General features: G+C 61.3%; 18 protein-coding genes. 5 read left to right on the top strand and 13 right to left on the bottom strand.

Annotated elements, in window-relative coordinates; translation table 11 throughout:
• Positions 1-134: 134 nt before the first annotated feature.
• The 8 genes from ACNAZS_RS19970 to ACNAZS_RS20005 are packed head-to-tail and all read right to left on the bottom strand — an operon-like array spanning position 135 to position 7,842.
• A complete protein-coding gene (locus ACNAZS_RS19970) occupies positions 135-1,109 on the bottom strand; it encodes an ABC transporter ATP-binding protein (RefSeq protein ID WP_415792246.1) in 975 nt (324 codons plus the stop codon).
• Positions 1,106-2,101 (bottom strand): ABC transporter ATP-binding protein, encoded by a 996-nt coding sequence (locus ACNAZS_RS19975; protein ID WP_415792247.1) that lies wholly within the window; start codon positions 2,099-2,101, stop codon positions 1,106-1,108. Before ACNAZS_RS19975 ends, ACNAZS_RS19970 begins: the two co-directional genes overlap by 4 nt.
• Complete coding sequence (locus ACNAZS_RS19980; protein ID WP_415792249.1) at positions 2,098-2,970, bottom strand: ABC transporter permease; 873 nt, start codon at positions 2,968-2,970, stop codon at positions 2,098-2,100. Before ACNAZS_RS19980 ends, ACNAZS_RS19975 begins: the two co-directional genes overlap by 4 nt.
• On the bottom strand, positions 2,967-3,908 hold the full coding sequence (locus tag ACNAZS_RS19985) for an ABC transporter permease (protein WP_415792250.1): 942 nt from the start codon (positions 3,906-3,908) through the stop codon (positions 2,967-2,969). Before ACNAZS_RS19985 ends, ACNAZS_RS19980 begins: the two co-directional genes overlap by 4 nt.
• Positions 3,905-5,044, bottom strand: coding sequence for an NAD(P)/FAD-dependent oxidoreductase (locus ACNAZS_RS19990; RefSeq protein WP_415792251.1), 1,140 nt, complete (start codon positions 5,042-5,044; stop codon positions 3,905-3,907). Before ACNAZS_RS19990 ends, ACNAZS_RS19985 begins: the two co-directional genes overlap by 4 nt.
• Positions 5,041-6,441, bottom strand: coding sequence for an FAD-dependent oxidoreductase (locus tag ACNAZS_RS19995; RefSeq protein WP_415792252.1), 1,401 nt, complete (start codon positions 6,439-6,441; stop codon positions 5,041-5,043). Before ACNAZS_RS19995 ends, ACNAZS_RS19990 begins: the two co-directional genes overlap by 4 nt.
• Complete coding sequence (locus ACNAZS_RS20000; RefSeq protein ID WP_415792306.1) at positions 6,438-6,734, bottom strand: (2Fe-2S)-binding protein; 297 nt, start codon at positions 6,732-6,734, stop codon at positions 6,438-6,440. The genes ACNAZS_RS19995 and ACNAZS_RS20000 overlap by 4 nt, the downstream gene beginning before the upstream one ends.
• On the bottom strand, positions 6,715-7,842 hold the full coding sequence (locus ACNAZS_RS20005; protein ID WP_415792253.1) for an NAD(P)/FAD-dependent oxidoreductase: 1,128 nt from the start codon (positions 7,840-7,842) through the stop codon (positions 6,715-6,717). The genes ACNAZS_RS20000 and ACNAZS_RS20005 overlap by 20 nt, the downstream gene beginning before the upstream one ends.
• Before the next feature lie 110 nt (positions 7,843-7,952).
• Here ACNAZS_RS20005 and ACNAZS_RS20010 point away from each other — a divergent pair, with 110 nt between their 5' ends.
• The gene (locus tag ACNAZS_RS20010) at positions 7,953-8,870 is read left to right on the top strand and encodes a LysR substrate-binding domain-containing protein (protein ID WP_415792254.1); all 918 of its coding nucleotides are present in this window, start codon (positions 7,953-7,955) and stop codon (positions 8,868-8,870) included.
• Here ACNAZS_RS20010 and ACNAZS_RS20015 read toward each other — a convergent pair.
• Entirely contained in the window at positions 8,857-10,419 is a 1,563-nt protein-coding gene (locus ACNAZS_RS20015; protein WP_415792255.1) for an ABC transporter substrate-binding protein, read from the bottom strand. The genes ACNAZS_RS20010 and ACNAZS_RS20015 overlap by 14 nt on opposite strands.
• A gap of 480 nt (positions 10,420-10,899) precedes the next feature.
• Between ACNAZS_RS20015 and ACNAZS_RS20020 the strand changes: the two genes are divergently transcribed.
• The 4 genes from ACNAZS_RS20020 (at position 10,900) to ACNAZS_RS20035 (ending at position 14,556) form a co-directional block, all read left to right on the top strand.
• A complete protein-coding gene (locus ACNAZS_RS20020) occupies positions 10,900-11,391 on the top strand; it encodes a MarR family winged helix-turn-helix transcriptional regulator (protein WP_415792256.1) in 492 nt (163 codons plus the stop codon).
• Positions 11,392-11,473: 82 nt separating this feature from the next.
• Positions 11,474-12,700, top strand: a complete 1,227-nt coding sequence (argJ, locus tag ACNAZS_RS20025; protein WP_415792257.1) for a bifunctional glutamate N-acetyltransferase/amino-acid acetyltransferase ArgJ — start codon at positions 11,474-11,476, stop codon at positions 12,698-12,700.
• 34 nt (positions 12,701-12,734) lie between these two features.
• Positions 12,735-13,601, top strand: a complete 867-nt coding sequence (locus tag ACNAZS_RS20030) for an ATP-binding protein (protein ID WP_415792258.1) — start codon at positions 12,735-12,737, stop codon at positions 13,599-13,601.
• Entirely contained in the window at positions 13,594-14,556 is a 963-nt protein-coding gene (locus ACNAZS_RS20035; protein ID WP_415792259.1) for a Nudix family hydrolase, read from the top strand. The genes ACNAZS_RS20030 and ACNAZS_RS20035 overlap by 8 nt, the downstream gene beginning before the upstream one ends.
• Positions 14,557-14,609: 53 nt before the next feature.
• On the opposite strand, the gene ACNAZS_RS20040 is transcribed toward ACNAZS_RS20035, so the two are convergent.
• The 4 genes from ACNAZS_RS20040 to ACNAZS_RS20055 all read right to left on the bottom strand — a co-directional run bounded on the left by ACNAZS_RS20040 (position 14,610) and on the right by ACNAZS_RS20055 (position 23,600).
• Positions 14,610-16,025 (bottom strand): efflux transporter outer membrane subunit, encoded by a 1,416-nt coding sequence (locus ACNAZS_RS20040; RefSeq protein WP_415792307.1) that lies wholly within the window; start codon positions 16,023-16,025, stop codon positions 14,610-14,612.
• 71 nt (positions 16,026-16,096) lie between these two features.
• On the bottom strand, positions 16,097-19,219 hold the full coding sequence (locus tag ACNAZS_RS20045; protein ID WP_415792260.1) for a multidrug efflux RND transporter permease subunit: 3,123 nt from the start codon (positions 19,217-19,219) through the stop codon (positions 16,097-16,099).
• Entirely contained in the window at positions 19,216-22,320 is a 3,105-nt protein-coding gene (locus tag ACNAZS_RS20050; RefSeq protein ID WP_415792261.1) for an MdtB/MuxB family multidrug efflux RND transporter permease subunit, read from the bottom strand. Before ACNAZS_RS20050 ends, ACNAZS_RS20045 begins: the two co-directional genes overlap by 4 nt.
• Positions 22,317-23,600, bottom strand: a complete 1,284-nt coding sequence (locus tag ACNAZS_RS20055; protein ID WP_415792262.1) for an MdtA/MuxA family multidrug efflux RND transporter periplasmic adaptor subunit — start codon at positions 23,598-23,600, stop codon at positions 22,317-22,319. The genes ACNAZS_RS20050 and ACNAZS_RS20055 overlap by 4 nt, the downstream gene beginning before the upstream one ends.
• Positions 23,601-23,611 lie beyond the last annotated feature (11 nt).

Raw genomic sequence — 23,611 nt, forward strand, 5'->3', positions numbered from 1 at the left:
CATCCGGAGGAACAGCGGCCTCCCGATGATTAATTAGTTTAGGTTTCAACTATATACCGCAAGCATGAGCCTGTGCAACAAGCGCGGGTTTACACCGAGACGACCGCCTCTAGAGAGGAAAGCGGGCGACGGGGCTAGTTGCCCAGCGGATGAAAGCAGGCCACTGCCCGTCCCACTTCATGACGAGGCTCAAGCACCGGAATGCTGGCGGCGCAATGAGGTTGAGCATGGATGCAGCGGGGATGAAAAGTGCAGCCAGGCGGCAGATTCGTGGGAGCTGGAATCTCGCCTTCGATGCGTGACAAGCGGATACGTGCCTGCGGATCCGGCACAGGAGAAGAATCCCGCAAGACTTTACTGTAGGGATGCAATGGCGCATCCAGCACCCGGGCCGTCGCGCCCTGCTCAATGATGCGCCCCAGGTACATCACGCATACGGTGTCACAAAAGTGCCGCACCACACCTAAGTCGTGAGAAACAAAAACAAACGACAGACCGCGTTCGACCTTCAGACGTTCGAGCAATTGCAGTATCTGCGCCTGCACCGAAACATCCAGCGCCGAGACCGGTTCATCGGCCACAATCAGTTCCGGATCCAGCACGAGTGCCCGTGCGATGCCGACCCGTTGACGCTGTCCGCCCGAGAATTCGTGCGGATAGCGGTCCAGCGCCGAGATAGGCAGACCGACTTCCTGGATGGTTTGCTCCACCTTGGCCGCGATCTGCGCGGCGCTACCCAGGCGATGCACGCGCAGAGGTTCGGCCAATGCCTGACGCACTGTCAGGCGAGGATTCAGCGATGAATACGGGTCCTGGAACACAATCTGAATACGGCGCCTCAACGCCCGCATTTCAGCGGCTCCTGCCTGACGCAAATCGCATCCGTCAAAGTGAATACTGCCAGAGTCAGGCTCAATCAGACGCAACAGCGTGCGGGCCACAGTGGATTTACCGCAGCCCGACTCCCCCACCAGCCCCAGCGACTGGCCACGGCCGACGGAGAACGACACATCATTAACCGCACGCACCACCTGCCGGGCGCCACCGAGCCAGCCCCCCCCGATTTCGAAGTGCTTGACCAAATTTTGTACTTGCAAAAGTTCGCTCATTGCCGTCCTTGACTCGTGGGCGCACGCACTAAGCAGCGCACCTGGTGATCATCGCCCACAGACTCAAGCGCTGGCCGCTGCCGTTCGCAGCTCGGCTGGCGCAGCGGACAACGTGCCGCATAGGCGCAACCGGTAGGCATCGCCGTAATGGCAGGTACGCTGCCGGCGATCGGTTCCAGCACATCGGTATCCGTATCGACACGCGGCATCGCACGCAATAGCGCCTCGGTATAGGGATGAGTGGGACGGGCGAACAGCGTCTCCACATCTGCGGTTTCCACGACTTCGCCGGCATACATGACGGCCACCCGATCGGCGATCTGCGCGACCACGCCCAGATTGTGCGTAATGAACAGCACTGCCATCCCATGTGCGGATTTCAGTTCAGCCAACAAACTGAGAATTTGCGCCTGAATGGTGACGTCCAGCGCCGTGGTGGGTTCATCAGCCAGCAGCACGCGAGGTTTGCAGGCCAAGGCCATGGCGATCATCACGCGCTGCCGCATGCCACCCGAAAACTGGTGCGGGTAATCATTGAAGCGGTTGACGGCGGCAGGGATTTTCACCTCTTGCAGCACTTGCAATGCGGCCTGACGTGCCTGTCGCCAAGACACTCGGCGGTGCTGGCGAATCGCTTCGGCGATCTGGTCGCCCACCGTCATGGTGGGGTTCAGCGAGGTCATCGGTTCCTGGAAGATCATCGCGATGGCATCGCCACGCAATCGAGCCATCCGCTTTTCTGGCAGGACCGCCAAGTCCTCGCCTTCCAACAATATCTGGCCGCCACCGTGTCGGGCGCCAGACTGCGGCAACAAGCGCAGAATTGATAGCGCCGTGACGCTCTTGCCGCTGCCGGACTCGCCCACCACGGCCAGCGTCTCATTGCGCCCCACCGATAGCGATACGTCGCGCACGGCAGCATGCCATTGGCCACCGACGCGAAATTCGGTACGCAGATCGCGTAATTCCAAGACTGTTTCTACGGGGTTCATGAGCGCTCCGAGCGCAATTTGGGATCGATAGCATCGCGCAAGGCATCACCCAACAAGTTCAATGCAAGCACGGTCAACAGGATTGCCATACTGGGAAATACCGTCAACCACCAAGCATCCAGGATATTCTCGAAGCCTTCACGGATCATTCCGCCCCAGGTCGCCGCCGGCGGTGGCACGCCCAGCCCAATAAAACTGAGCGACGCTTCGGTACGGATCGCCGAAGCCATCCACAATGAGCCCAACACGACGACTTCGGAAACCATATTGGGTAGGATATGCACGCCCATCAGTCTCAGCGGTCCATAGCCGAGTGCACGGCCCGCCTCGACAAAATCACGCTGTTTCAAAGCAATCGTAGGCGCGCGCGCCACCCGCACGAACGGCGCTATCTCGGTGATGGCGATGGCAATGATCAGATTCTCCAGGCTGGCGCCCAGCATCGCCGCCACCATCAGGCCCAGTAATAAGGTAGGAAACGACAGCAGAACGTCGACCAAGCCCATGATCAGTTGGTCGATCAGTCCGCCCAGATAGCCGGCGACGATGCCCAGCGTCGCGCCGATGCACATGGCAATCAGAATCGCGACGAAACCCACGAGCAAGGACACTCGCGCACCGAACAACAGGCGCGACAGAACATCGCGACCATAACTGTCGGTGCCCAGCCAGAACTCTGCCGATGGGGGCTCGAGTCGTGCCACAATGTTTTGCTGCAACGGATCGTACGGCGACAGCCAGGGCGCCAGTACGGCGGCCAGCACGATCAGCAATAGCAAGCCCAACCCCACCCACGATAGGCGATTCTTGCGCAGTGCAAGCAACAGGGCATTGGGTTGCGAAACGGGAAGCGCGGCGGCAACACTCATTTGTATTTCACCCTAGGGTCGACCAAGCCATACACCAAGTCGGTCAACAGATTGACGAAAATCACGCAGGCAGCGAAAACCACCATCAAGCCTTGCAGCAAGGTGTAATCGCGCGCGTTAAGCGCACCCAAGATCAGCTTTCCCAAGCCTGGGCGATTGAATACGATCTCGGTCAACACCGAGTTTCCGATCAGCGTACCGAAATACAACCCCACCACCGTGACAATAGGGATCAGCGCATTGCGCAATCCATGTCGCAACACCAGACGCAGGGGTTGTATGCCCTTGGCCCGGGCAGTGCGCACATAATCTTCGCCCATGACCCCCAGCATGGATGAGCGCGTCACCCGCATGACGTAGGCAGTCATGATCAAGCCCAGATTGAATGCCGGCAACACCAAGCCACGCAGTTGTGTGCCCCAATCGCCCGATATCGATGAACCGATCACCGGAAACCATCCAAGGTGAATGGCGAATATCAGCAACATGAGGATGGCCGATACGAACGCCGGAAACGACAGACCAGTCAGCGACAGCACGCGGCCCAGGTAGTCCGGCCAGGCATTGCGCCGCAACGCCGCCCATATCCCCATGGGCAGCCCAAATAGCACGCCGATCAACATGGCGGCCATCGTCAGCTCCAGTGTCCAGGGTAGTACCAGCATGACTTCCTGCAGCACCGTGCGGCCGCTGGCCATCGACACGCCGAAATTGCCCGACAGCATGTCGCCCAGGAAGTGCAGGTACTGCACATGCGTGGGAAGATCCAGGCCAAGGCGATCGCGCAGCGCGGCCAGCGCCTCGGCACTCGCTTGATCCCCCAGCATGACAGCGGCAGGATCGCCCGGCACCAAACGCACCAAGATAAACACGGCCGTCAACATAGCCAGCAACGTGGGTACGGCCAGCAACAGACGCCGTATCGCATAGCGCATCATGGACGATTCTCCTTGGCGGCGGGCGCCATCAGGCGTTGCGCCGAAAGATTACCGATGGCGCGCGTGGTAGTGCCGCGTACCACCAGGTCGGTCAATGCCGCTCCCACCACAGGTACCAATTCAAAACCATGGCCGGAAAATCCAAAAGCGTGGAACACGCCCGGGGCGTTCGGCGACGTTCCAATCACGGGCAACATATCTTCGGTCTTGGCTTCCAAGCCCGACCAAACTCGCACGATGCGTACGTCGCGCACGAGCGGAAACAGGTCAGTGGCCGCACGCGCACCTTTGGCCAACACCCCCATCCGGGCCGTGGACGTCTCGCGATCAAGGTCGGGCACGCCCTGCAGACCGCCACCAATCACCAACGTTCCCTGATCGGACTGCTTAAACGACAACGAGCGCCCCATGATCGAAACCACCGGTTTGATGAATGGACGCAGCCGTTCGCTCACCATCATCATGGAAGACTTGGTCGCAAGCGGAATCTCATCGCCGACCATCGCCGCGACCCTTGCACCCCAAGCGCCGGCAGCGTTAACCAGTACCGGCGCACGCCACTCTTTGCCGCCGGCTTGCACTCGCCAATCGTCACCATGATGTTCGATGAAGGTGACGCCACATTGCTCGACGATGCTGGCGCCAGCCGTCTCGGCAGCACGACGAAAGGCTCGCAGCGCTTGGTGCGGATCGGCGGCACCATCGCGACGGGCCAGCGATGCACCCAGACAATGAGGGCTCAACTCCGGCAGCCACTGCCGCAACTCGGCCGATCCGATCAGTTCTTCATGGGTGTAGCCGTCGGTGCGCAAGGCATGCACGTGCGCTTGCAGGCGCTGCAGCGCGGCTGGCGTCTCGGCAACACAGATCTGCCCGTTGGGATGAAAACCGCAATCGTCGCCCACCAACTCGGGCAGACGATGCCACATCTCGATCGCCTCCAACGACAAATCCAGCTCGCCGCGATCGCGATTGAGCGTGCGCACGCCGGCTGCGGTCGCCCCCGAAGCATGCCGCCCCACCCAAGAGCGCTCCAGCACAGTGACGCGCTGGCCGGCGCGTCCCAGATGCATGGCCGCCGACAGACCATGCAAACCGCCGCCGATGATAATCACGTCACATTGACGATTGCTCATGGTGCTTTTTCCTCGACATCCAGCGACGCCAACTCACCCAGCGTCAGTGGCTTTAACGGTGGACGAATGCGATAAAACCCCACGTCCGCCACGGGTCGTTGCTGTGTCTGCGCCAGGATGTGGGCAATGGTGTAGCCGCACTGCCGCCCCTGGCAAGGTCCCATGCCCGCCCGGGTAATCGACTTGATTTGGTTGGGACCTGGGCGCCCTATCGCCGCGGCCTTGCGAATATCTCCGGCAGTGAGTTCTTCGCAACGGCACACGACCGTGTCGTCACTGGGGGCAAAGATCGCCGCACGCGGCGGGTACATGGCATCGAGAAGCGGCCTCAGTTGCAATTCAGCAACCAGGCGTTGACGAAGCGGCCGTGCGCGATCTTGCGCTTGGTCGACGCTAAGTTTCCCTGCCCCCAATATCAACCCGATGGCGGCTAGCTCTCCTCGCACGCACGCCGCCTGGGCGCCACCGATACCGACGCCATCGCCCGCCACGTAGACGCCCGCCTGGCTGCTCTGCCCCCAATCATCCACATCAGGAACGAGGCAAGCCTGCGCCGCGTTCCAATGGTGTCGGCATTCCAGGGCGCGCGTCATATGGATAGAGGGGACCACGCCCTCGTGCACCAACAGTACGCGAGCCGGCGCCCGTTCGCTGCGGCCATTGCCCAGCGTGTATTCAATGTCACTTAGGTGGGTGTCGCCCACTGCGCGAAAACTGACAACATTCCGAACTCGCTTGACCCCCGCCGCCCGCAACTGGCGCAGCCACCCCAGGCCCTTGGTCAAATCGCGCCAGCGCGACGCCGCAGCCGCCCAGTGTGGCCAGGCACGGCGCCATTGCCCCGCGGGCGTCGTATCCAGCCAGCCGGCGATGCGACCGCCTGCGCGCAGCAATTGCGCCATATACAAGATCACGAGCGGCCCGTTGCCCGCTACCCAGATGGGCTCACGGGGCACTTGGTGCGAAGTCTTCAACAAGATCTGTGCCGCCCCCACCGTCAAGACTCCCGGCAACGTCCAGCCGGGAAACGGCGCCGGGCGTTCCTGTGCACCAGTGGCTAGCAATACTTGCCTGGCACGACAGACTTCCGCCTGACCCGCGCTGCTCATGTAGACATGCCAGCCGGGTTCGATCTGCCAAACCTGAGTTGCCGGACGATACTCGGCGCCGCAAGCGCGAAAGCGTTCGGCCAGCGCCGCGCCTGCACGGTATTCGTCGCCTAGCAACGCCCCCGTCGGCGTTGCGGCCACCGTTTCCACGGCGCGCCATATCTGCCCACCCGGGGTGGGCTGCTCATCCACGACCATCACATCCAGACCGGTCTCGCGCAACGTAATTGCCGCACTCATGCCGGCCGGCCCGGCCCCCACGATCAACACATCCACATCACGTGTCATGACAGCACACTCCGCTTGCCGAATTGGCGCTCGACGCGCATGCCATCACGTACCGTCACCAGGCAGGTCTGGGTCGAGGCCACACCGTCGACAATAGCCAGGCAATCAAAGCAGACACCCATCATGCAATACGGGGCACGCGGACTTTCGCACACCGGCGTGGTCCGCGTGGCCGGGGTTTCCTGGCGCAGCAAAACGGCTGCGACCGTTTCGCCCGGCGTGGCGGACACCGCTGCACCGTCGATGGTCAAGGTCAACGTGGGTGCGCCAGCATCATGCAGCTTGCGGAACATTGAAGCGCTCATGGTGAAAAACATCCAAGAAAGTTGGCAACGTGCCGCCGGCCAGCGCATGGGCCAGCGGCCCTGCGTGAAACGACGCCAGCGTCACGCCGGAGTGACACAGCGCGATCCACGCGCCGGGATAATCGGCCGCCCCGGCGTAGACCGGGCAGCCATCGGGAGTCATGATGCGCAGGCACGACCAGTGGCGCACCAGCCGCGCCCGCGCCAAATCTGGCAACACGTGCAGCGCCTTGCGGCTCATGCGCACGGCAGCCTCAGTGGTCGTTGCGAGGTCGTAGCCCACCTCCTCTTGGGTCAGCCCCACCAGCACTGAACCTTCGTTTGTCTGGCGAATGCCACTGGCGGGCAATGGCAGCAACGGCGCAATCCGCTCAGTGACCAGGATCTGGCCGCGCTGCGGCCGCAGTGGCACACTCAGACCGACCATGGGGCCTAACGTACGCGAACCCAATCCTGCGGCAATGACCAGATGCTGCGTACGCCAGCGTTGGCCTGCGCTCTGCACCTCGAAACCACCGCCGGGCAAAGCAACGAGCCGTTCGGCCGCCTGCCCGTGATACAACTGACCGCCACGCCGCACAAATGCCGCCTGCATAGCAGCCAACAATCGCAGCGGATTCACATGACCATCACGGGTACCCAGACTGGCTCCCGTCACGTGCGGCCCCAGACGCAACTGCGGAAACAGGCGCTGCAACGCGCCGCGATCCAGCATTTCGGTACAGGGCGGCAGTTCGGTCGCCTGCGCCTGCCAGCGCTCCAAGCGCTGGGCACGCTGCATGAACTCCGCCTCGCCTACACAAAAATGCAGACCTCCACGGTTTTCGTAATTCAGCGGTACCCCGCTCTCGCGTTCCAGATCACGCGCGAACGCCGGCCATAGCGCAGCCGCCTGATAGGACAGACGCTGATAATGCGCGTTTCCCAGGCCCTTGCCTTGCACCCATACCAGTCCAAAGTTGGCCTTGGCGGCCCGATAGTCGGTGTCGGCGCCATCCAGCGCGAGCACGCGTCGTCCCGCCCCGGCCAAACCGTAGGCAATGGCCGAGCCGACCATACCGGCACCGGCCACAATGACGTCGTAGTCATGTGTCATGTCGCTGCTCCAGTAGTCGCGCGGGCATGCGGTAATCTAGCGACCGGCATTGTCATTATTCTTCGTACTCGCGGCCAGGTTTCCGAGCTGCGCTTCTTGTGGATACCAACATGCGGCACACACTGAACCTGCGTCAGGTCGAAGCCTTCAAGGCAATCATCGAACAGGGCACTGTCAGCCAGGCCGCCGAGGTGCTGGGGGTAACGCAACCAGCGGTCAGCAAGCTGCTGGCACACCTGGAGGCAGAAACCGGTTTGACGTTGTTTGACCGCGTACGCGGCAAACTGGCCTGTACGCCTCACGGCATGCGGCTGTACCGTGAAATCGACCGCGTGTTCAGCGGTTTGCGCCAAGTCGAACAAGCCGTCGACTCGATCCGCCGCGACGAACAGCGAACGCTTAACGTCGGCGTACTGCCGGCCCTGTCGGGTTCGTTCATCCGTCGTACCACCATGAACTTTCTGAAACATCACCCTGACGTGCGGGTATCCATCAACACGCGCGGTTCGCTGTTTCTGGTCGATCGGTTGGCCACTCGACAAATCGACGTTGCGTTGGTCGGCAGTCGCGCCGACAACCCCTATATTGACCGGGAACCGTTGTTCCAGTATCCGCTGATCTGCGCAATGCCGGTCAATCATGAGCTGACGCGCAAACGTGTGATTCGACCGAAGGACCTTGCGGGTAAACCGTTCCTGTCGTTCGGCACTGACAGCCAGACGCAAAGCCTGGTCGTCAAGGCTTTCGAAAACGCACAAGTCGAGCTGAACGTTGTGCTCAGCACCGATACCGCGCCTACCTTGTGCGAATTCGTCGCGTCCGGTTTGGGAGTTTCGCTTATTCATCCACTATTTGCCGATGGGTTGCAGAATCGCCTGGTACTGCGGCGTTTCGATCCGGAAATGCTCTTTCACTTCCAGTTATGTCGCGTGCAGGCCTCTCGCAATGCGGTCCTGGTGGAAGCCTTCGTCCAGGAAGCCCGTGCCGTGGCGGCACAGGTTTCCCGTGAGCTCCTCAAGGGGCAGTGACGGTCGTCCGTTCAGTCACCGGCGGCTGCAAATTCAACGCGCCCTGGAAGTCGTAGCCGTAATCGACCCGATCGCTATGCACCCAAACCTGCTTCAGGCCAAATAGCGGAATTCCGCAAACGTCGGCGTGGATCTTGGTCTGTGCCTCTTTCCACAAAGCCAATTGCCGCTTGGCATCAGGCTCGACGCGTGCCGCCCGTATCGCCTCATCGGCCACGGAACAATGCGAGAAATTCGACATGGCGGTAGGCGCGCCGATGGCCGAGGCGGAATCGTAGAACTCTGTCAGATAGGAATCGGCCACAGGGAAACGCGCAGCACCATAGAAGACCACGGCGCTTTGATCTTTACGGCTCTTGGCCTGATAAGTCGCGTGGTCTACCACCTCCATGTCGAGCTTTATGCCTGCCTTGGCCAACTGCGCCTGGACGATCTCCATAATCGGTTGTTGGGCGGCAATGTTCGACACCACCGATTTCAGGGTGATACCGTTCGGAAAGCCGGCTTCGGCCAGCAACTGCTTCGCGCGCTCCACATCATAGGGATAGGCTCCGGCGCTGCAATCGTGCCCTTGATAGCCGTTGGGCACGACCGAACAGCCTTTCGTGGCCACATCTTTGCCCACATATCTCACGATTTCGTCGACATTGACAGCGGCCGCCACCGCTTGGCGTACTTGTAGATTGTCCAGCGGTTTGACGGTGCGATTCAGGTGTAGCGTGCGGAATTCGGCGGGTTCGAACACATCGACTTTCATGTCGCGCTTGATGGATCGCTCGACCCAGCGCTGCTCGCGCTTGCCTTGCATAAGATCGATCTCATTGGACACAAACGCCAATTCGCGCGCGCTATCCGAGGGAATCATGCGATAGATCAAACCGCCCAGTTTCGGTTTTCCGCGGAAGTACTCATCGTTGGCCACTAGTTTCACGTACTGCTGCGTCACGTGTTCACCAAACGCGAAGGGACCCGTGCCAATAGGCGCGGCACCGAACTTGTCGCCCAATTTCTCGGCAGCCTTTTTACTGACGATGTTGCCACCGTGATAGTCCGACACACGTCCTAGAAAACCGGCATCAGGGTATTTCAGCGTGACGCGCACGGTGTAGTCATCCACCGCTTCCACCTTGTCTACGCCGGCGAAGGTCGCGGCGAAGCTCGATCGCTTCGGGTCCGCGGCGCGCTGCAGCGAATACACCACATCTTCGGCTTGCATTTCCCCATAACCACCATGAAACCGCACGCCTTTACGCAGATGGAAAGTCCAGACCTTGCTGTCGGATGATGTCTCCCAACTTTCGGCCAGATCGGCCTCCAATGCCTGTGGATCAGCGCTGCCTGGCGGGAAACGCACTAAGCCGTCGAACATTTCGGAAGCAACGCCTTTGTCGACGGTGGACGTCGCGCGATGCGGATCCAGCGTGGCGTTGTCGGCAGCGCCGGAACTGATACGCAGCATCGGGCGCTCCTGAGCATCAGCGTGGATGGGTAGCCCGGCGCCGAACACAAACAGACCGGTGGCGAGAATGGAAAGTGCAGGACGTTTCATGATTCCCCTTGGGAGCGACGTTGCGAAGGACAGCGATAACGTGACAACGGGAGTCAAGGTAGAACTGCTATGCCATGGCGTCAAAGTCGCCTGAGTGCGGCATCTATTCCCCAGGGTTATATCCCTCGTCGTAACGGGGACCCTCACCCAGCGCAGCGCCTCGCCGACTAATGGTTAGTACCCATAGGTCGGCAAAGGCCTATCCTAGGGAAAACACTGAACTCAAAAGCGTGGTGAATACCTCGCAACCGAGATTGAACTAAACGTGCACGTACCGCTCCCGGACGCCACGATCCGTATCCAGCGCGGCGCAATCTGCTGGCTGACTGCGCGCTGCGCGGAGAACGATCCCGATATATCATTAGCAATACCGAATTCGACAGGATCGGCGAAGGGCAGGGCTGGCGCGCCACATAGTTTAGATTTAAAGTATCTGGCAATACATGACTAGTTTTACCGAGGCTCGCTCTGCGCCATACCATGATTGACACGCCCGACCTGGAAACACGCGCCGCCCCCGACGACCATCACGCGCTGCGTCTGTGGCTACGTATGCTGACGTGCTGCAATCTCATCGAGTCCGAAATCCGTGGCCGTCTGCGCACCGAATTCGACACCACGTTGCCCCGTTTCGATCTCATGGCACAACTACAGCGCGCGCCCAAAGGCATGAAAATGGGCGAGCTATCGCGCCGCATGATGGTCACTAACGGCAACATCACTGGCATCGCCGATCAGCTCGAAAAAGAAGGGCTGGTGATGCGCGCCAAAGTCGAAACCGACCGGCGTAGTTCCGTCTTGAAGCTGACACCACAGGGGCGTCGGCTCTTCACGCGCATGGCGCGCGCGCACGAAGGCTGGGTAAAGGGGATGTTCACCGACCTGCCCGAAGCGCACCGGGACGCCTTGTATCAGGCGCTGGGGGAATTGAAATTGCAGGTCGTGGCAGCCCGAGGCAGACCGGTCGCGTGATGATGGGATAATACGCGAAAGTCCCCGCTCACCCGGCGGGTTTTCCGAAGATCCCTTACCGCTCAGCCACAGAGGCGTTGTCATGGCCGTTAATCTGCAGATCCCCTCCGAGTCCGACATTTTTCCCGTTGCCGGTGTTGATATCGGCGTCACCGAAGCCGGCATTCGCAAGGCCAACCGACGCGATCTGACCGTTTTCCGCCTGGCCCCGGGCACCACTGTGGCCGGGGTGTTTACCCGCAACCGTTTCCGCGCGGCGCCGGTTCAGGTCTGTGAAGCGCATCTGGCAGCCGGCGGCCCGATCAGCGCGCTGGTCATCAATACCGGCAACGCCAATGCAGGCACCGGTAATGAGGGCCTGAAAAAAGCCCAAGACACCTGCGCAGCCCTGGGCCAATTGCTGAACGTTCCCGCGCAGCAAATTCTGCCATTCTCGACGGGAGTCATTCTCGAACCTCTCCCCCTGGACCGCCTGACCGCCGCCCTGCCCGCCGCCCTAGGCAATTTGGGCCCGAACGAGTGGTTCAATGCCGCCCACGGCATCATGACCACCGACACCTTGCCCAAAATCCATTCGCGGCGCATGCAGATCGACGGCAAGACCATCACGTTGACCGGCATCAGCAAAGGCGCCGGCATGATCCACCCGAACATGGCCACGATGCTGAGCTTCCTGGCCACTGACGCCGGGATTTCTCAACCGGTGCTGCGCAAGCTCGCGCTGGAAATCGCCAACCAGTCGTTCAACCGCATTACCATCGATGGCGACACGTCGACCAACGACTCCTTCATCATCGCTGCCACCGGCCAGTCGGGCCTGGAGATCACCTCCGAAGCCGATCCGCACTATTCGGCTGTGCGCGACGCACTGGCCACCGCCGCCCTGGATCTGGCGCAGAAAATCGTACGCGACGCCGAAGGCGCCACCAAGTTCATCACGATTCACGTCGAAGAAGCCCTGACCACCGACGAAGCCCTGAAGATCGGCTACTCGATCGCGCATTCGCCGCTGGTCAAGACGGCGTTCTTCGCATCGGATCCCAACCTGGGCCGCATCCTGGCGGCTATCGGCTACGCCGGTGTCGATGATCTGGATGTCTCGAAATTGCGCCTGTGGCTGGACGACGTCCTGGTCGCGTGCGATGGCGGCCGCAATCCGGACTACCAGGAAGAAGACGGCCAACGCGTGATGAAGCAGGCGGAAATCAGCATTCGGGTGGCATTGGCGCGCGGCCAAGCCTCTGATACGGTCTATACCTGTGACCTCTCGCACGAGTATGTCAGCATCAACGCTGATTACCGTTCCTGATTATCCGTGACTGTACCTGCTGGAAAATACTGACGTGAGTGCTGCTGATTTTTCTATTTTGATCGAACGCGCCGAACGCGTGCTGGCGCAACTCGAAGCCTGGCTGCCCGCCGCACCGCCCGAGATCGACTGGTCCGCCCATGCCTACCGCTGGCGCAAGCGCGGTGCGCGCGGATGGCTGGATACCGTGCGCCATATTGCCCGGATCGAGGTCGACGATCTGCAGCATATCGAACGCCAGAAAGACATCATCGATCGCAACACCCGTCAATTTCTCCAGCAAAAGCCGGCCAATAATGTCCTGATGACCGGTGCGCGCGGCACGGGGAAAAGCTCGCTGGTCAAGGCCATGCTGGCCGCCTATGGCGACCAGGGCCTGCGCCTGATCGAAGTCGACAAGTCCGACCTGGGCGACCTGGCCGACATCGTCGAGCTGGTCGCGGCGCGTCCTGAACGCTACATCGTCTTTTGCGACGATCTGTCCTTCGAAGAAGGCGAGGCCGGCTACAAGGCCCTGAAATCCGTGCTGGATGGCTCGGTGTCCGCTTCAGGCGATAACGTGCTGATTTACGCGACATCCAATCGGCGCCACCTGATGCCGGAATACATGAGCGAAAACCTGCAGGCCCAACATCAGGCCGATGGCGAAATTCATCCCGGTGAAACCGTCGAAGAAAAAATCTCGCTGTCCGAACGTTTCGGTCTGTGGCTGTCGTTTCATCCCTTCAAGCAAGATGACTATCTGGATATCGTCTATCACTGGCTACGAGAATTGAACTGCCCCACCGAGCATATCGAAGCCAGCCGTACCGAGGCGTTGCAGTGGGCGCTGGAGCGGGGATCCCGCTCGGGCCGGGTGGCCTATCAGTTTGCTCGCGATTGGGCGGCCCGCCATGTCTGACGGCATCATCAATGTCGCCGCGGGCCTGATTCTGCGCCCTGATGGCCAGCTCCTGCTGGGGCAGCGCCCTGAAGGCAAACCCTGGGCCGGATGGTGGGAACTGCCCGGTGGCAAGCTCGAGCCTGGCGAGACCGTGCTGCAGGCGCTCAGCCGCGAATTACGCGAAGAAATCGGCATCGAAGTCACCCGGGCCGTGCCCTGGGTCACCTACGTCCATGCCTACCCACATACCACGGTGCGACTGGCGTTTTGCCATGTGACGGGATGGAACGGCGAACCGCGCGGGCTGGAAAACCAGCGACTCGCGTGGGTCAATCCCGCCGAGGCCGACACGGTTGGCGATCTATTACCCGCTACCCTGCCTCCGCTACGCTGGCTGCAGCTACCCACGACCTACGGCATTACCTCCATCGGCGGACGCGCGGGCCTGCCCGCGTTTCTGGAGCGCCTGGAACGCGCGCTCGCGCGTGGCCTGAAGCTCGTGCAATTACGCGAACCCGATTGGCCCGATGGTCCAGGCGCGACATCACTGCGCGACGCCACGAGGACAATCATCAAACACTGTCATGCCGCGGGCGCACGCGTGCTGATCAATAGCGTGCATCCCGATGCGTGGTGGCGCCAGGCCGATGGCGTGCATTTGCGCTGGCAAGATGCGGCGACGCTGTCAGAACGGCCCGCCGTGCCCGAGGGGGCCCTGGTAGGCGTCTCTGCCCACGACAATGCCCAGATCGTGCACGCACGAGAGCTTGGAGCCGATTTTGCCGTGCTGGGTCCGGTACTCGAAACCCCATCCCACCCCGGACAACCGGCTTTGGGCTGGGAGGGCTTTGTGGCCGGAAATCAGGATGCGGGCCTTCCCGTGTACGCCCTGGGCGGCCAATCAGACGATACGCTGAACGACGCCCATCGGCATGGCGCGCACGGCATCGCCGGGATTCGAGGACTGATTTAGTCCGCTGCCATCGAGCCCTGCCCCGACAAGGGCGGGTGCAGTGGCCCGCGGCATTACTCCTGCGCCGGCAAGCCGTCCCATCCACCGCCCAGCGCGGCAATCAACTGCACGCTGGCGGTCAGGCGATTGGCCATCAGCGTCAGCGCGGTGCGTTCGCTATTGAGGGCGCTTGCCTCCAGCGTCGCCACGTCCAGATAGTTGATCGTGCCGGCCTCATACTGATTACGCGCCAGGCGCAATGCCTCACGTGCCGCCTCGAGCGCACGGCGCTGTACGACCTGCTCTTCGCCCAGGACGCGCAACTGGATCAGATAATCCTCGACCTCTTGCAGGGCCGTCAACACGGTCTGGCGATAGGCCGCCGCCTGGGCATCATAAGCCGCGCGGGCCTGGTCCACCTGGGCCTGGCGCGCGCCTCCGTCAAACAGGGTCAGGGCCAATGCCGGACCCAACGACCAGAAGCGCGCGGGTGCGGTCAACCACTGTGCAAACTGACCACTGCGAAATCCGCCATCGGCGCTCAACACGAGATCAGGGAACCAGGCCGCCTGCGCGACGCCGATCTGCGCGTTGGCGGCTGCCGTCTGGCGTTCGGCGGCGGCCACATCGGGACGGCGCTCGAGCAACTGAGACGGTAAACCGGCGGGGATTTGCGGAATTGCCTGCGCAAACGATTGCGCGGGCAGCGTAAAGCGTGAGGGCGCCAAGCCGATCAAGACCGCAATCGAATGCTCGAACTGCCCACGCTGCCACGCCAGATCCACTAGCTGTGCACGTGTGCCTTCCAACTGCGCCAGCGCCAACGTCACGTCAGACTTGCCTACGACACCAGCATCATAGAGATTTTGCGTCAGTTTCAATGAGCGCTCATGCGCCGCCACCGTGGCTTCCAGTAGGCGCTTCTGCTCGTCCAGCACACGCAACTGGAAGTAGTTTTGCGCTAGCGCGGCCTGAGAGCTCAAGCGAATATTGGCCAGATCGGCAAAGCTGGCTTGCGCTTCGGCCCGGCTGGCTTCGACTTCGCGGCGCACACGTCCCCAGATATCGGCCTCCCAACTGACGGACCCACTCAGGTCGTATTGATTCCCCGAACCGCTCGTGGAACCACTCCCCGCACCCGAGCGCGTCGCACCCGCCCCGGCGCCCACCGTCGGGAAAAAGCTCGAGCGCGCGCCCCTGACCAAGGCCTGTGCCTGCCGGTAGTTGGCCTCGGCCTGAGCGATGGATTGATTGGCGGTGTTGAGTTGGTCCATCAGGCCACTGAGCGTCGTATCGCCATAGACTTGCCACCAGGCGCCGCGCTCAATATGATCGCCCGGTCGAGCGGGCGTCCAGCCCTCCACGGGTTGCGCGTCCTGCCCAGCGTCGCCCGGCGCCTGTTTGTACACCTCGCCGACATCCATCTCAGGTCGCTGATAGTCGGGCCCCACGGCACACGCAGCCAACAGGGCGCAGCACAGGGCAACCATCGCGCCACGCAACAGACGTGCTTGGGCAAACAAGGTGAACGGGAAGGCTAGAGGCGAAATTGATGCGCGGCTCATGGTCGATCTACATCAGGTTGCGGGTTCGTCGTGCGATACGCAGCACGACGGCGGGCCCATAAACGGAAACGGTCCAGATAAAGATAGACTACGGGCGTGGTGTACAGCGTCAATACCTGGCTAACAATCAGCCCCCCCACGATGGTGACCCCCAGCGGTTGGCGCATCTCCACGCCGGCCCCGGTGGCCAGCAGCAACGGCAACGCGCCAAAGATAGCGGCCAACGTAGTCATCATGATGGGCCGAAAGCGTGTCAGGCAGGCCTCGAAAATCGCGTCGCGCGGCGACAGGTTCAAGCGCCGTTCGGCGTCCAGAGCAAAGTCGACCATCATGATGGCGTTTTTCTTGACGATACCGATCAGCAGGAACACCCCGATCAAGGCAATGATCGTGAACTCGCTGCCCACCAGCATCAATGCCAGCAACGCACCGACGCCCGCGGACGGCAGGGTCGACAAAATGGTCAGGGGATGCACCCAGCTCTCGTATAGCATCCCCAGCACGATATACATGGTGACCAGCGCTGCCAGGATCAGCCACGGTTGTTGCGCCTGCATCTTCTGCTGCGCCTTGGCCGTACCCAGAAAACCGGCCTGAACCTGATCCGAGGGCAACCCGATACGCGCCACCGCCGCGTCGATAGCCGCAACCGCCTCACCCTGCGAGACGCCGGGCGCGAGATTAAAGGAAATCTCCTCGGCGGCGAACAGGCCATTATGCTGCACACTCAGCGGGGCATTACCCGTCTCGAAACGCGCGAATGAGGCCAATGGCACACGCGCGCCATCTTGGGTGATGACATGCACCTGCTTGAGCGACTCGGCATCCTGCGCAAAACGCTGATCGACGCCCAGTACCACGTGGTACTGGTTCAACGGCCCATACATAACCGACACCTGACGCTGACTGAACGAGTTATTCAGTACCGCTGAAATATCGGACATACTGATGCCCAGGCGCGTGGCGGCCTCGCGATCGATCACCAGATTCACCTGGCGGCCCTTGTCCTCGACGCTGGAGTCGACGTCGGTGAGCTCGGGCAACTGGGCCATGGCCTGCCGCACCTTGGGGGCCCAAGTGCGCAAGAGCGACAACTCCCCCGCGAGCAAGGTGTAGTCATACGAACCACTCCCCTGCCTGCCGCCCAAAAAAATGTCTTGCTGTGGCACCAGAAACACGCGGGCGCCCGCCGTGCCTTGCAACTGTCCTCGCAACCGGTTCACCACGTCGTTGGCACTGACCTTGCGTTCGTCCTGCGGCTTGAGCTGAATCATCATGAAGCTGCTATTACTGCCGCCCCGGCCGCCGGAGTACATCGTGACGCTGGCCACGGCGGGATCCGCCAGAATGGCCTCGCGAAAGTATTCCAGCTTGGGCACCGTCGCCTGAAACGACGTCCCCTGATCTGCCCGGAACATACCGATCAACTGCCCCGTATCCTGCTGCGGAAAAAAACCCTTGGGCACAACTGCGTACAAGTACACATTCAATCCGATCGTCGCCACCAACAGCAACAACATGATGCGGCCATGCGCCAACGCCCAGGAAAGGCTGCGCCGATAGCCATTCAACATGGCTTGAAAACCCGACTCGAGCACGCGAGACAGACGGTTGGGTGGACGCTCGGCATGATCGGGTTTTTGCTGACGCAACAAGCGCGCACACATCATGGGCGTCAGCGTCAACGACACCACCATCGACACCAGAATCGCGGCTGACAAGGTCACTGCAAACTCGCGAAACAAGCGTCCCACGATGTCACCCATCAACAAGATGGGAATAAACACGGCGACCAGCGACACGCTCATCGACAACACGGTAAAACCCACCTCGCGCGCGCCACGCAATGCCGCGCGCAATGGCGATGCGCCACGCTCGATGTGGCGCATGATGTTCTCCAGCACCACAATGGCGTCATCCACCACAAAGCCCGTGGCCACGATGAGCGCCATCAACGAGATCGTGTTCAGGGTAAAGCCGCACCAGTACATGATGCAGAACGTGCCGATCAGCGATACGGGAACGGCCACGCTGGGAATCAGCGCTGCACGCCAATGCCGTAAAAACAGCAGCACCACCAGCACCACCAATCCCACCGAGACCACCAACGTCAACTCGGCTTCGTTCAACGAGGCGCGAATACTTGGGGTACGGTCCTGTGCCACCGTCAGATCGACATCCCCCGGCAATAACGCCTGCAATTGCGGCAACTGCGCGCGCACGGCCTCCACCGTTTCGATGATGTTGGCATCGGCCTGGCGCCGCAAAATCAACAAGATCGCTTTGCGATTGTTGTAATAGCCCGTCTGGAACAGGTCTTCGACCGAGTCTTCAACTGTTGCCACGTCCGATAGACGGATCGCAGCGCCATCGCGCCATGCCACAATCAAGGGCCGGTACTGCTCGGCAGTCTCGAGTTGATCGCTGGCCATGATCTGCCAGTGAGTCTCGTCGTTTTCGATCATACCTTTGGGCTTGTTGGCGTTAGCCTCGCTGAGCGTCGAGCGCACCTCGTCGAGCGATACGCCACGACTCGATAGCGCGCCGGGAATCAGATTCACCCGCACCGCGGGCAGCGAACTGCCTCCCACGGAAACCTCGCCGATGCCATTGATCTGCGACACCTTTTGCGCCACGATCGTCGAGGCCAGGTCGTACAGTTTGCCTTGACTCAACGAGTCCGACGTCATCGCCAGCACCATGACGGGCGCCGACGACGGATTGACCTTGCGGTAGGTGGGATTGCTGCGCATCCCCGTCGGCAACAGCGATCGGGCCGCGTTGATCGCGGCCTGCACATCGCGCGCGGCGCCATTGATATCACGGCTGAGGTCAAATTGCAGCGTAATGCGCGTGGAGCCCTGCGAACTGCGCGAGGTCATTTCGGTCAGGCCGGCGATACTGCCAAGCGAACGCTCGAGCGGCGTCGCCACGCTGGACGCCATCGTTTCTGGACTGGCGCCCGGCAAACTGGCCGTCACTGAAATCATCGGCAGATCGACCTGGGGCAGCGCCGCCACCGGCAGCAATCGATAGGCAAGTATTCCCGCCAGCACCAGCCCCAGAGTGAGCAACACCGTGGCAACCGGCCGAACGATGAATGGCGCCGACAGAATCATCGCGGCTCCGCCACGGGCTTGGTCTGACCACGATAACGGCGGGCCAGACGGTCAAACATGAGATAAATCACCGGCGTGGTGAATAGCGTCAAGACTTGGCTCAATAACAAGCCCCCCACCATGACCAGCCCCAGCGGCTGGCGCAATTCGGCGCCTGTACCCGAGGACAACATCAGGGGTAACGCGCCGAACAAGGCCGCCAGCGTCGTCATCAGGATCGGCCGAAAGCGCAGCAGTGCCGCCTCATGGATGGCCTCGCGCGGCGCCAAGCCGCGCTTGCGCTCGGCCTCGAGTGCAAAGTCGATCATCATGATGGCGTTTTTCTTGACGATACCGATCAACAGGATGATGCCGATGATGCCGATCATGTCGAGTTGCGTGCCGCTGATCAGCAGCGCCAGCAAGGCGCCAACCGCGGCCGAAGGCAGCGTGGACAAAATCGTGATGGGATGGATATAGCTTTCGTACAGCACACCCAGCACGATGTACATCGTGATGATGGCAGCCAGTATCAGCCACAGCGTGCTGGACAAAGAATTCTGGAACGCCAGCGCCGCCCCTTGAAACCGCGTCTCGATGCTGGCAGGCAATTCGATCTCGGCCTGCGCCGCGCCGATCGCCTCGACGGCGGCAGACAGCGAAACGCCCGGCGCCAAGTTAAACGACAGCGTCGTCATGGGAAACTGATCCAGCCGGTTGATGGCCAGCATGGTGTTCCCCTGCGAGACGCTAGCCACCGCCGATAATGGCACCGGCGTACCTTCCGTAGATGTCAAGTACACCTGATTCAGGGCCTCGGGCGTCTGGCGGAATTGCGGCAAGACTTCCAGCACTACCCGATACTGATTGGACTGCGTAAAAATGGTGGAAATCAGTCGCTGGCCAAAGGCGTTATACAGCGCGTCGTCAATGGCCGATGTCGTGATGCCCAACCGCGCGGCGGCGTCGCGATCGATCTCGACCCACGTCTGTAATCCATCGTCTTGCAGATCGTCCGTCACATCCACCAATTCGGGCAGCGCGGACAGCCGCGAAACCAGTTTGGGCACCCATTCGGTCAGCACGTTGATGTCGGGGTTCGACAGCGTCATCTGATATTGCGTGCGGCTGACGCGATCCTCGATCGTCAGATCCTGCACGGGTTGCATGTATACCGTCAGCGGCACAGAGCCTTGCTCGTCGGCCAGGGCATCCTGTAGACGTTGAGAAATCGTCGCCAGATCCGCGTCACGCTCGCTATCGGGCGTCAGTGCAATCTGCATGCGACCGCTGTTGAGCGTGGCATTGGTGCCGTCCACCCCGATAAACGACGACACCGAAGCCACATCGGGATCTTGCAGGATGATCCGCGCGGCCGCTTGCTGACGTTTGGCCATCGCCGTAAACGATATCGACGCCGGCGCCTCCGTAATCGCCTGGATCATGCCGCTGTCTTGCTGCGGGAAAAATCCCTTGGGTACGGCGAGATACAAGAGCACCGTCAGCACAAAGGTCGCCAGCGCCACCAGCAGCGTCAAGGGCTGATGCGCCAGCACCCACTTCAGCATGTGGTCATAGCCCGCAATGCAGCGATCGATGAACGCGCTGGTCGCCTGATGGAATCGCCCATAGCGTTGCTCGGATTCGGGGCGCAGCAAACGGGCGCACATCATGGGCGTCAACGTCAGCGATACCACCAGGGAAATCAGGATCGCCACCGCCAGCGTAATCGCGAATTCGCGAAACAGGCGCCCCACGACGTCGGTCATGAACAACAGTGGAATCAACACCGCAATGAGCGAGAAGGTCAGCGAAATCAGTGTGAATCCGATTTGCGAGGCCCCTTTCAGGGCGGCCTGCAGGGGTGTCTCGCCTTTTTCCAGATGGCGCGCGATGTTTTCGATCATGACGATCGCGTCGTCAACCACAAACCCTGTCGCAATCGTCAGCGCCATCAAGGTCAAGTTATTGACGCTGAAACCCGCCAGGTACATGATGCCGAAGGTGCCGACCAAGGACAGGGGCACCACCACACTGGGAATGAGGGTCGCCGTCAGGCTGCGCAAAAAGACAAAGGTCACCATCACGACCAGTGCCACCGACAACAACAGCTCAAATTTCACATCTTCGACGGATTCGCGAATCGTCTGTGTGCGATCGGAAACGATACTGACGTCCAGCGTTGCCGGCATCGCTGCCTGCAATTGCGGCATCATGACGCGGATCTGGTCCACCACATCGATCACGTTGGCGCCAGGTTGACGTTGCACGTTCAGCAGGATCGCCGGTTGTCCGTCGGCCCACGCCGCCTGACGAACGTCTTCGGCCCCCTGTACAGCAGTCGCCACGTCAGAGAGACGCAACGGGGCATTATTGCGATAGGCGATGATCAGGTCGTTGTACTCGGTGGGCGACTTGAGCTGATCATTGGCGTCGATCGTCGTCGAGCGCTCGGGTCCGTCCAGATTCCCTTTCGGCTGATTGACGTTGGCGCCCACCACGGCCGAGCGCAGGTCGCCCAACGACATGCCCGCTGATGCCAGGGCCACGGGATTGACCTGGATGCGCACGGCGGGCCGCTGGCCGCCGGCCACGCTGACCAGGCCAACGCCCGGTACCTGCGAGAGCTTTTGCGCCATTCGAGTATCGACCAGGTCGCGCACCTGCGGCAACGGCATCGTCGGCGAACTGATGGCCAGCGTCAGTACCGGCGCATCGGCCGGGTTGACCTTGTTGTAGATCGGCGGCACTGGCAGGTCACTGGGCAACAAATTTGAGGCGGCATTAATGGCCGCCTGGACCTCTTGCTCCGCCACATCCAGGGCCAGATCCAGACTGAACTGCAGCGTAATCACCGATGCCCCGCCCGAACTCACCGATGACATCTGGTTCAGCCCGGGCATCTGACCAAACTGGCGCTCCAGGGGCGAGGTCACCAGCGACGTCATCACGTCCGGACTGGCCCCCGGGTACAGCGTCACCACTTGAATCGTGGGATAGTCGACCTCGGGCAGTGCCGATACCGGCAACAACCGATAAGAAATAAAGCCCGCGATCAGAATCGCCACCATCGCGAGCGTGGTGGCGACCGGCCTCAGGATAAACAGGCGGGACAGGCTCACGGCGCTTTCGCTGCGGGTTGCCCTTGCGCGGCGCGCCCGGGCCGCTTGGCCCCCAGCGACTCACCCGGTGTCGAAGGGATGGTGGCATTGTCGGTCACGACGACCACCTTGGCGCCGGACCGCAAGCGATCGGTACCCTCGATGACCACACGATCGCCCGGTACCAGTCCGTCATTGACCGCCACACGATCGCCGTTGATCGGTCCCAACTGCACTTGCCGGACATCCACCGTATTGCCATCGCGCAGCAGGAAGACAAACGGCCCTGCCGTTCCTTGCTGGATGGCGGCGGTCGGAATCGCCGTGACATTCTCGCGCGTCTCGACCAACAAGCGCACGTTGACGAATTGATTGGGGAACAGCTTTTCGTCGGTGTTATCAAAACGCGCCTTGAGCTTGACCGTACCCGTGGTGATATCGATCTGGTTGTCGATCGTCTCCAGTTGGCCCGTCGCAATCATCTTGGTGCCGGCACGATCATAGGCCTGCACCTGCAAGGTTTTGCCCGCACGCACCTGCTCCAGTACCTCGGGCAATTGCGTCTCGGGCAAAGAGAACATCACCGCAATGGGTTCCGTTTGCGTGATCACCACCAGACCGTCGACATCACCCGAAGACACCAGGTTGCCGGGATCGACTTTGCGCAAGCCCAGGCGTCCGCCAATCGGCGCGGTGATCTTGGTGTAGCTCAGTTGCAACTTCGCATCGTCGACTGCCGCCTGATCGACTTTCTGAGTCCCTTCGTATTGACGCACCAATGCAGCCTGCGTGTCGAGCTGCTGACGCGCGATGGAGTCTTGTTTGAACAGCGTCTGGTAGCGCTGCAAATCGCGTCGGGCGTTCGCCAGGAGGGCCTGGTTTTGCTGCTGCTGGCCTTGTGCCTGGGCCAGGGCCACCTCGAAAGAGCGCGGATCGATCTGCGCCAGCACGTCGCCGGCCTTGACACGCTGGCCCTCGTCGAAATTGACCTGCATCAATTCGCCATCAACCCGGCTACGCACGGTCACCGTGTTGTAGGCAGTCACTGTGCCCAGGGCAGGCAGCACCACGTCGATCTTTTGCGTTGTCGCCGAGGCCGCGCGCACCGGTGTCGCGAGCGACGTCCCCATCCCACCCCTGGGGCCACGCCCGCCTGCTCTGGAGGACGCGCTGGACGATGCCGTCTGGCTGTCCGGCTTATAGAAGACCCACCACGCAACGATCGTGGCAGCCAGCAACAACAGGATCACGGCGACCAATCGGTACTTGCGGCGAGGTGTAGCAGGTCGACTTTCGGACATAGGAGGCAATG

The sequence above is a fragment of the Bordetella tumulicola genome (assembly GCF_965138755.1).
Classification (GTDB): domain Bacteria; phylum Pseudomonadota; class Gammaproteobacteria; order Burkholderiales; family Burkholderiaceae_B; genus Bordetella_A; species Bordetella_A tumulicola.

Coding starts and splice junctions, on each gene's coding strand:
- ACNAZS_RS20015 (WP_415792255.1), bottom strand. CDS start 10,419: ATGAAACGTCCTGCACTTTCCATTCTCGCCACCGGTCTGTTTGTGTTC.
- ACNAZS_RS20035 (WP_415792259.1), top strand. CDS start 13,594: ATGTCTGACGGCATCATCAATGTCGCCGCGGGCCTGATTCTGCGCCCT.
- ACNAZS_RS19985 (WP_415792250.1), bottom strand. CDS start 3,908: ATGATGCGCTATGCGATACGGCGTCTGTTGCTGGCCGTACCCACGTTG.
- ACNAZS_RS20000 (WP_415792306.1), bottom strand. CDS start 6,734: ATGTTCCGCAAGCTGCATGATGCTGGCGCACCCACGTTGACCTTGACC.
- ACNAZS_RS20020 (WP_415792256.1), top strand. CDS start 10,900: ATGATTGACACGCCCGACCTGGAAACACGCGCCGCCCCCGACGACCAT.
- ACNAZS_RS19970 (WP_415792246.1), bottom strand. CDS start 1,109: ATGAGCGAACTTTTGCAAGTACAAAATTTGGTCAAGCACTTCGAAATC.
- argJ (WP_415792257.1), top strand. CDS start 11,474: ATGGCCGTTAATCTGCAGATCCCCTCCGAGTCCGACATTTTTCCCGTT.
- ACNAZS_RS20010 (WP_415792254.1), top strand. CDS start 7,953: ATGCGGCACACACTGAACCTGCGTCAGGTCGAAGCCTTCAAGGCAATC.
- ACNAZS_RS20040 (WP_415792307.1), bottom strand. CDS start 16,025: ATGGTTGCCCTGTGCTGCGCCCTGTTGGCTGCGTGTGCCGTGGGGCCC.
- ACNAZS_RS19975 (WP_415792247.1), bottom strand. CDS start 2,101: ATGAACCCCGTAGAAACAGTCTTGGAATTACGCGATCTGCGTACCGAA.
- ACNAZS_RS19995 (WP_415792252.1), bottom strand. CDS start 6,441: ATGACACGTGATGTGGATGTGTTGATCGTGGGGGCCGGGCCGGCCGGC.
- ACNAZS_RS20045 (WP_415792260.1), bottom strand. CDS start 19,219: ATGATTCTGTCGGCGCCATTCATCGTTCGGCCGGTTGCCACGGTGTTG.
- ACNAZS_RS19980 (WP_415792249.1), bottom strand. CDS start 2,970: ATGAGTGTTGCCGCCGCGCTTCCCGTTTCGCAACCCAATGCCCTGTTG.
- ACNAZS_RS19990 (WP_415792251.1), bottom strand. CDS start 5,044: ATGAGCAATCGTCAATGTGACGTGATTATCATCGGCGGCGGTTTGCAT.
- ACNAZS_RS20005 (WP_415792253.1), bottom strand. CDS start 7,842: ATGACACATGACTACGACGTCATTGTGGCCGGTGCCGGTATGGTCGGC.
- ACNAZS_RS20055 (WP_415792262.1), bottom strand. CDS start 23,600: ATGTCCGAAAGTCGACCTGCTACACCTCGCCGCAAGTACCGATTGGTC.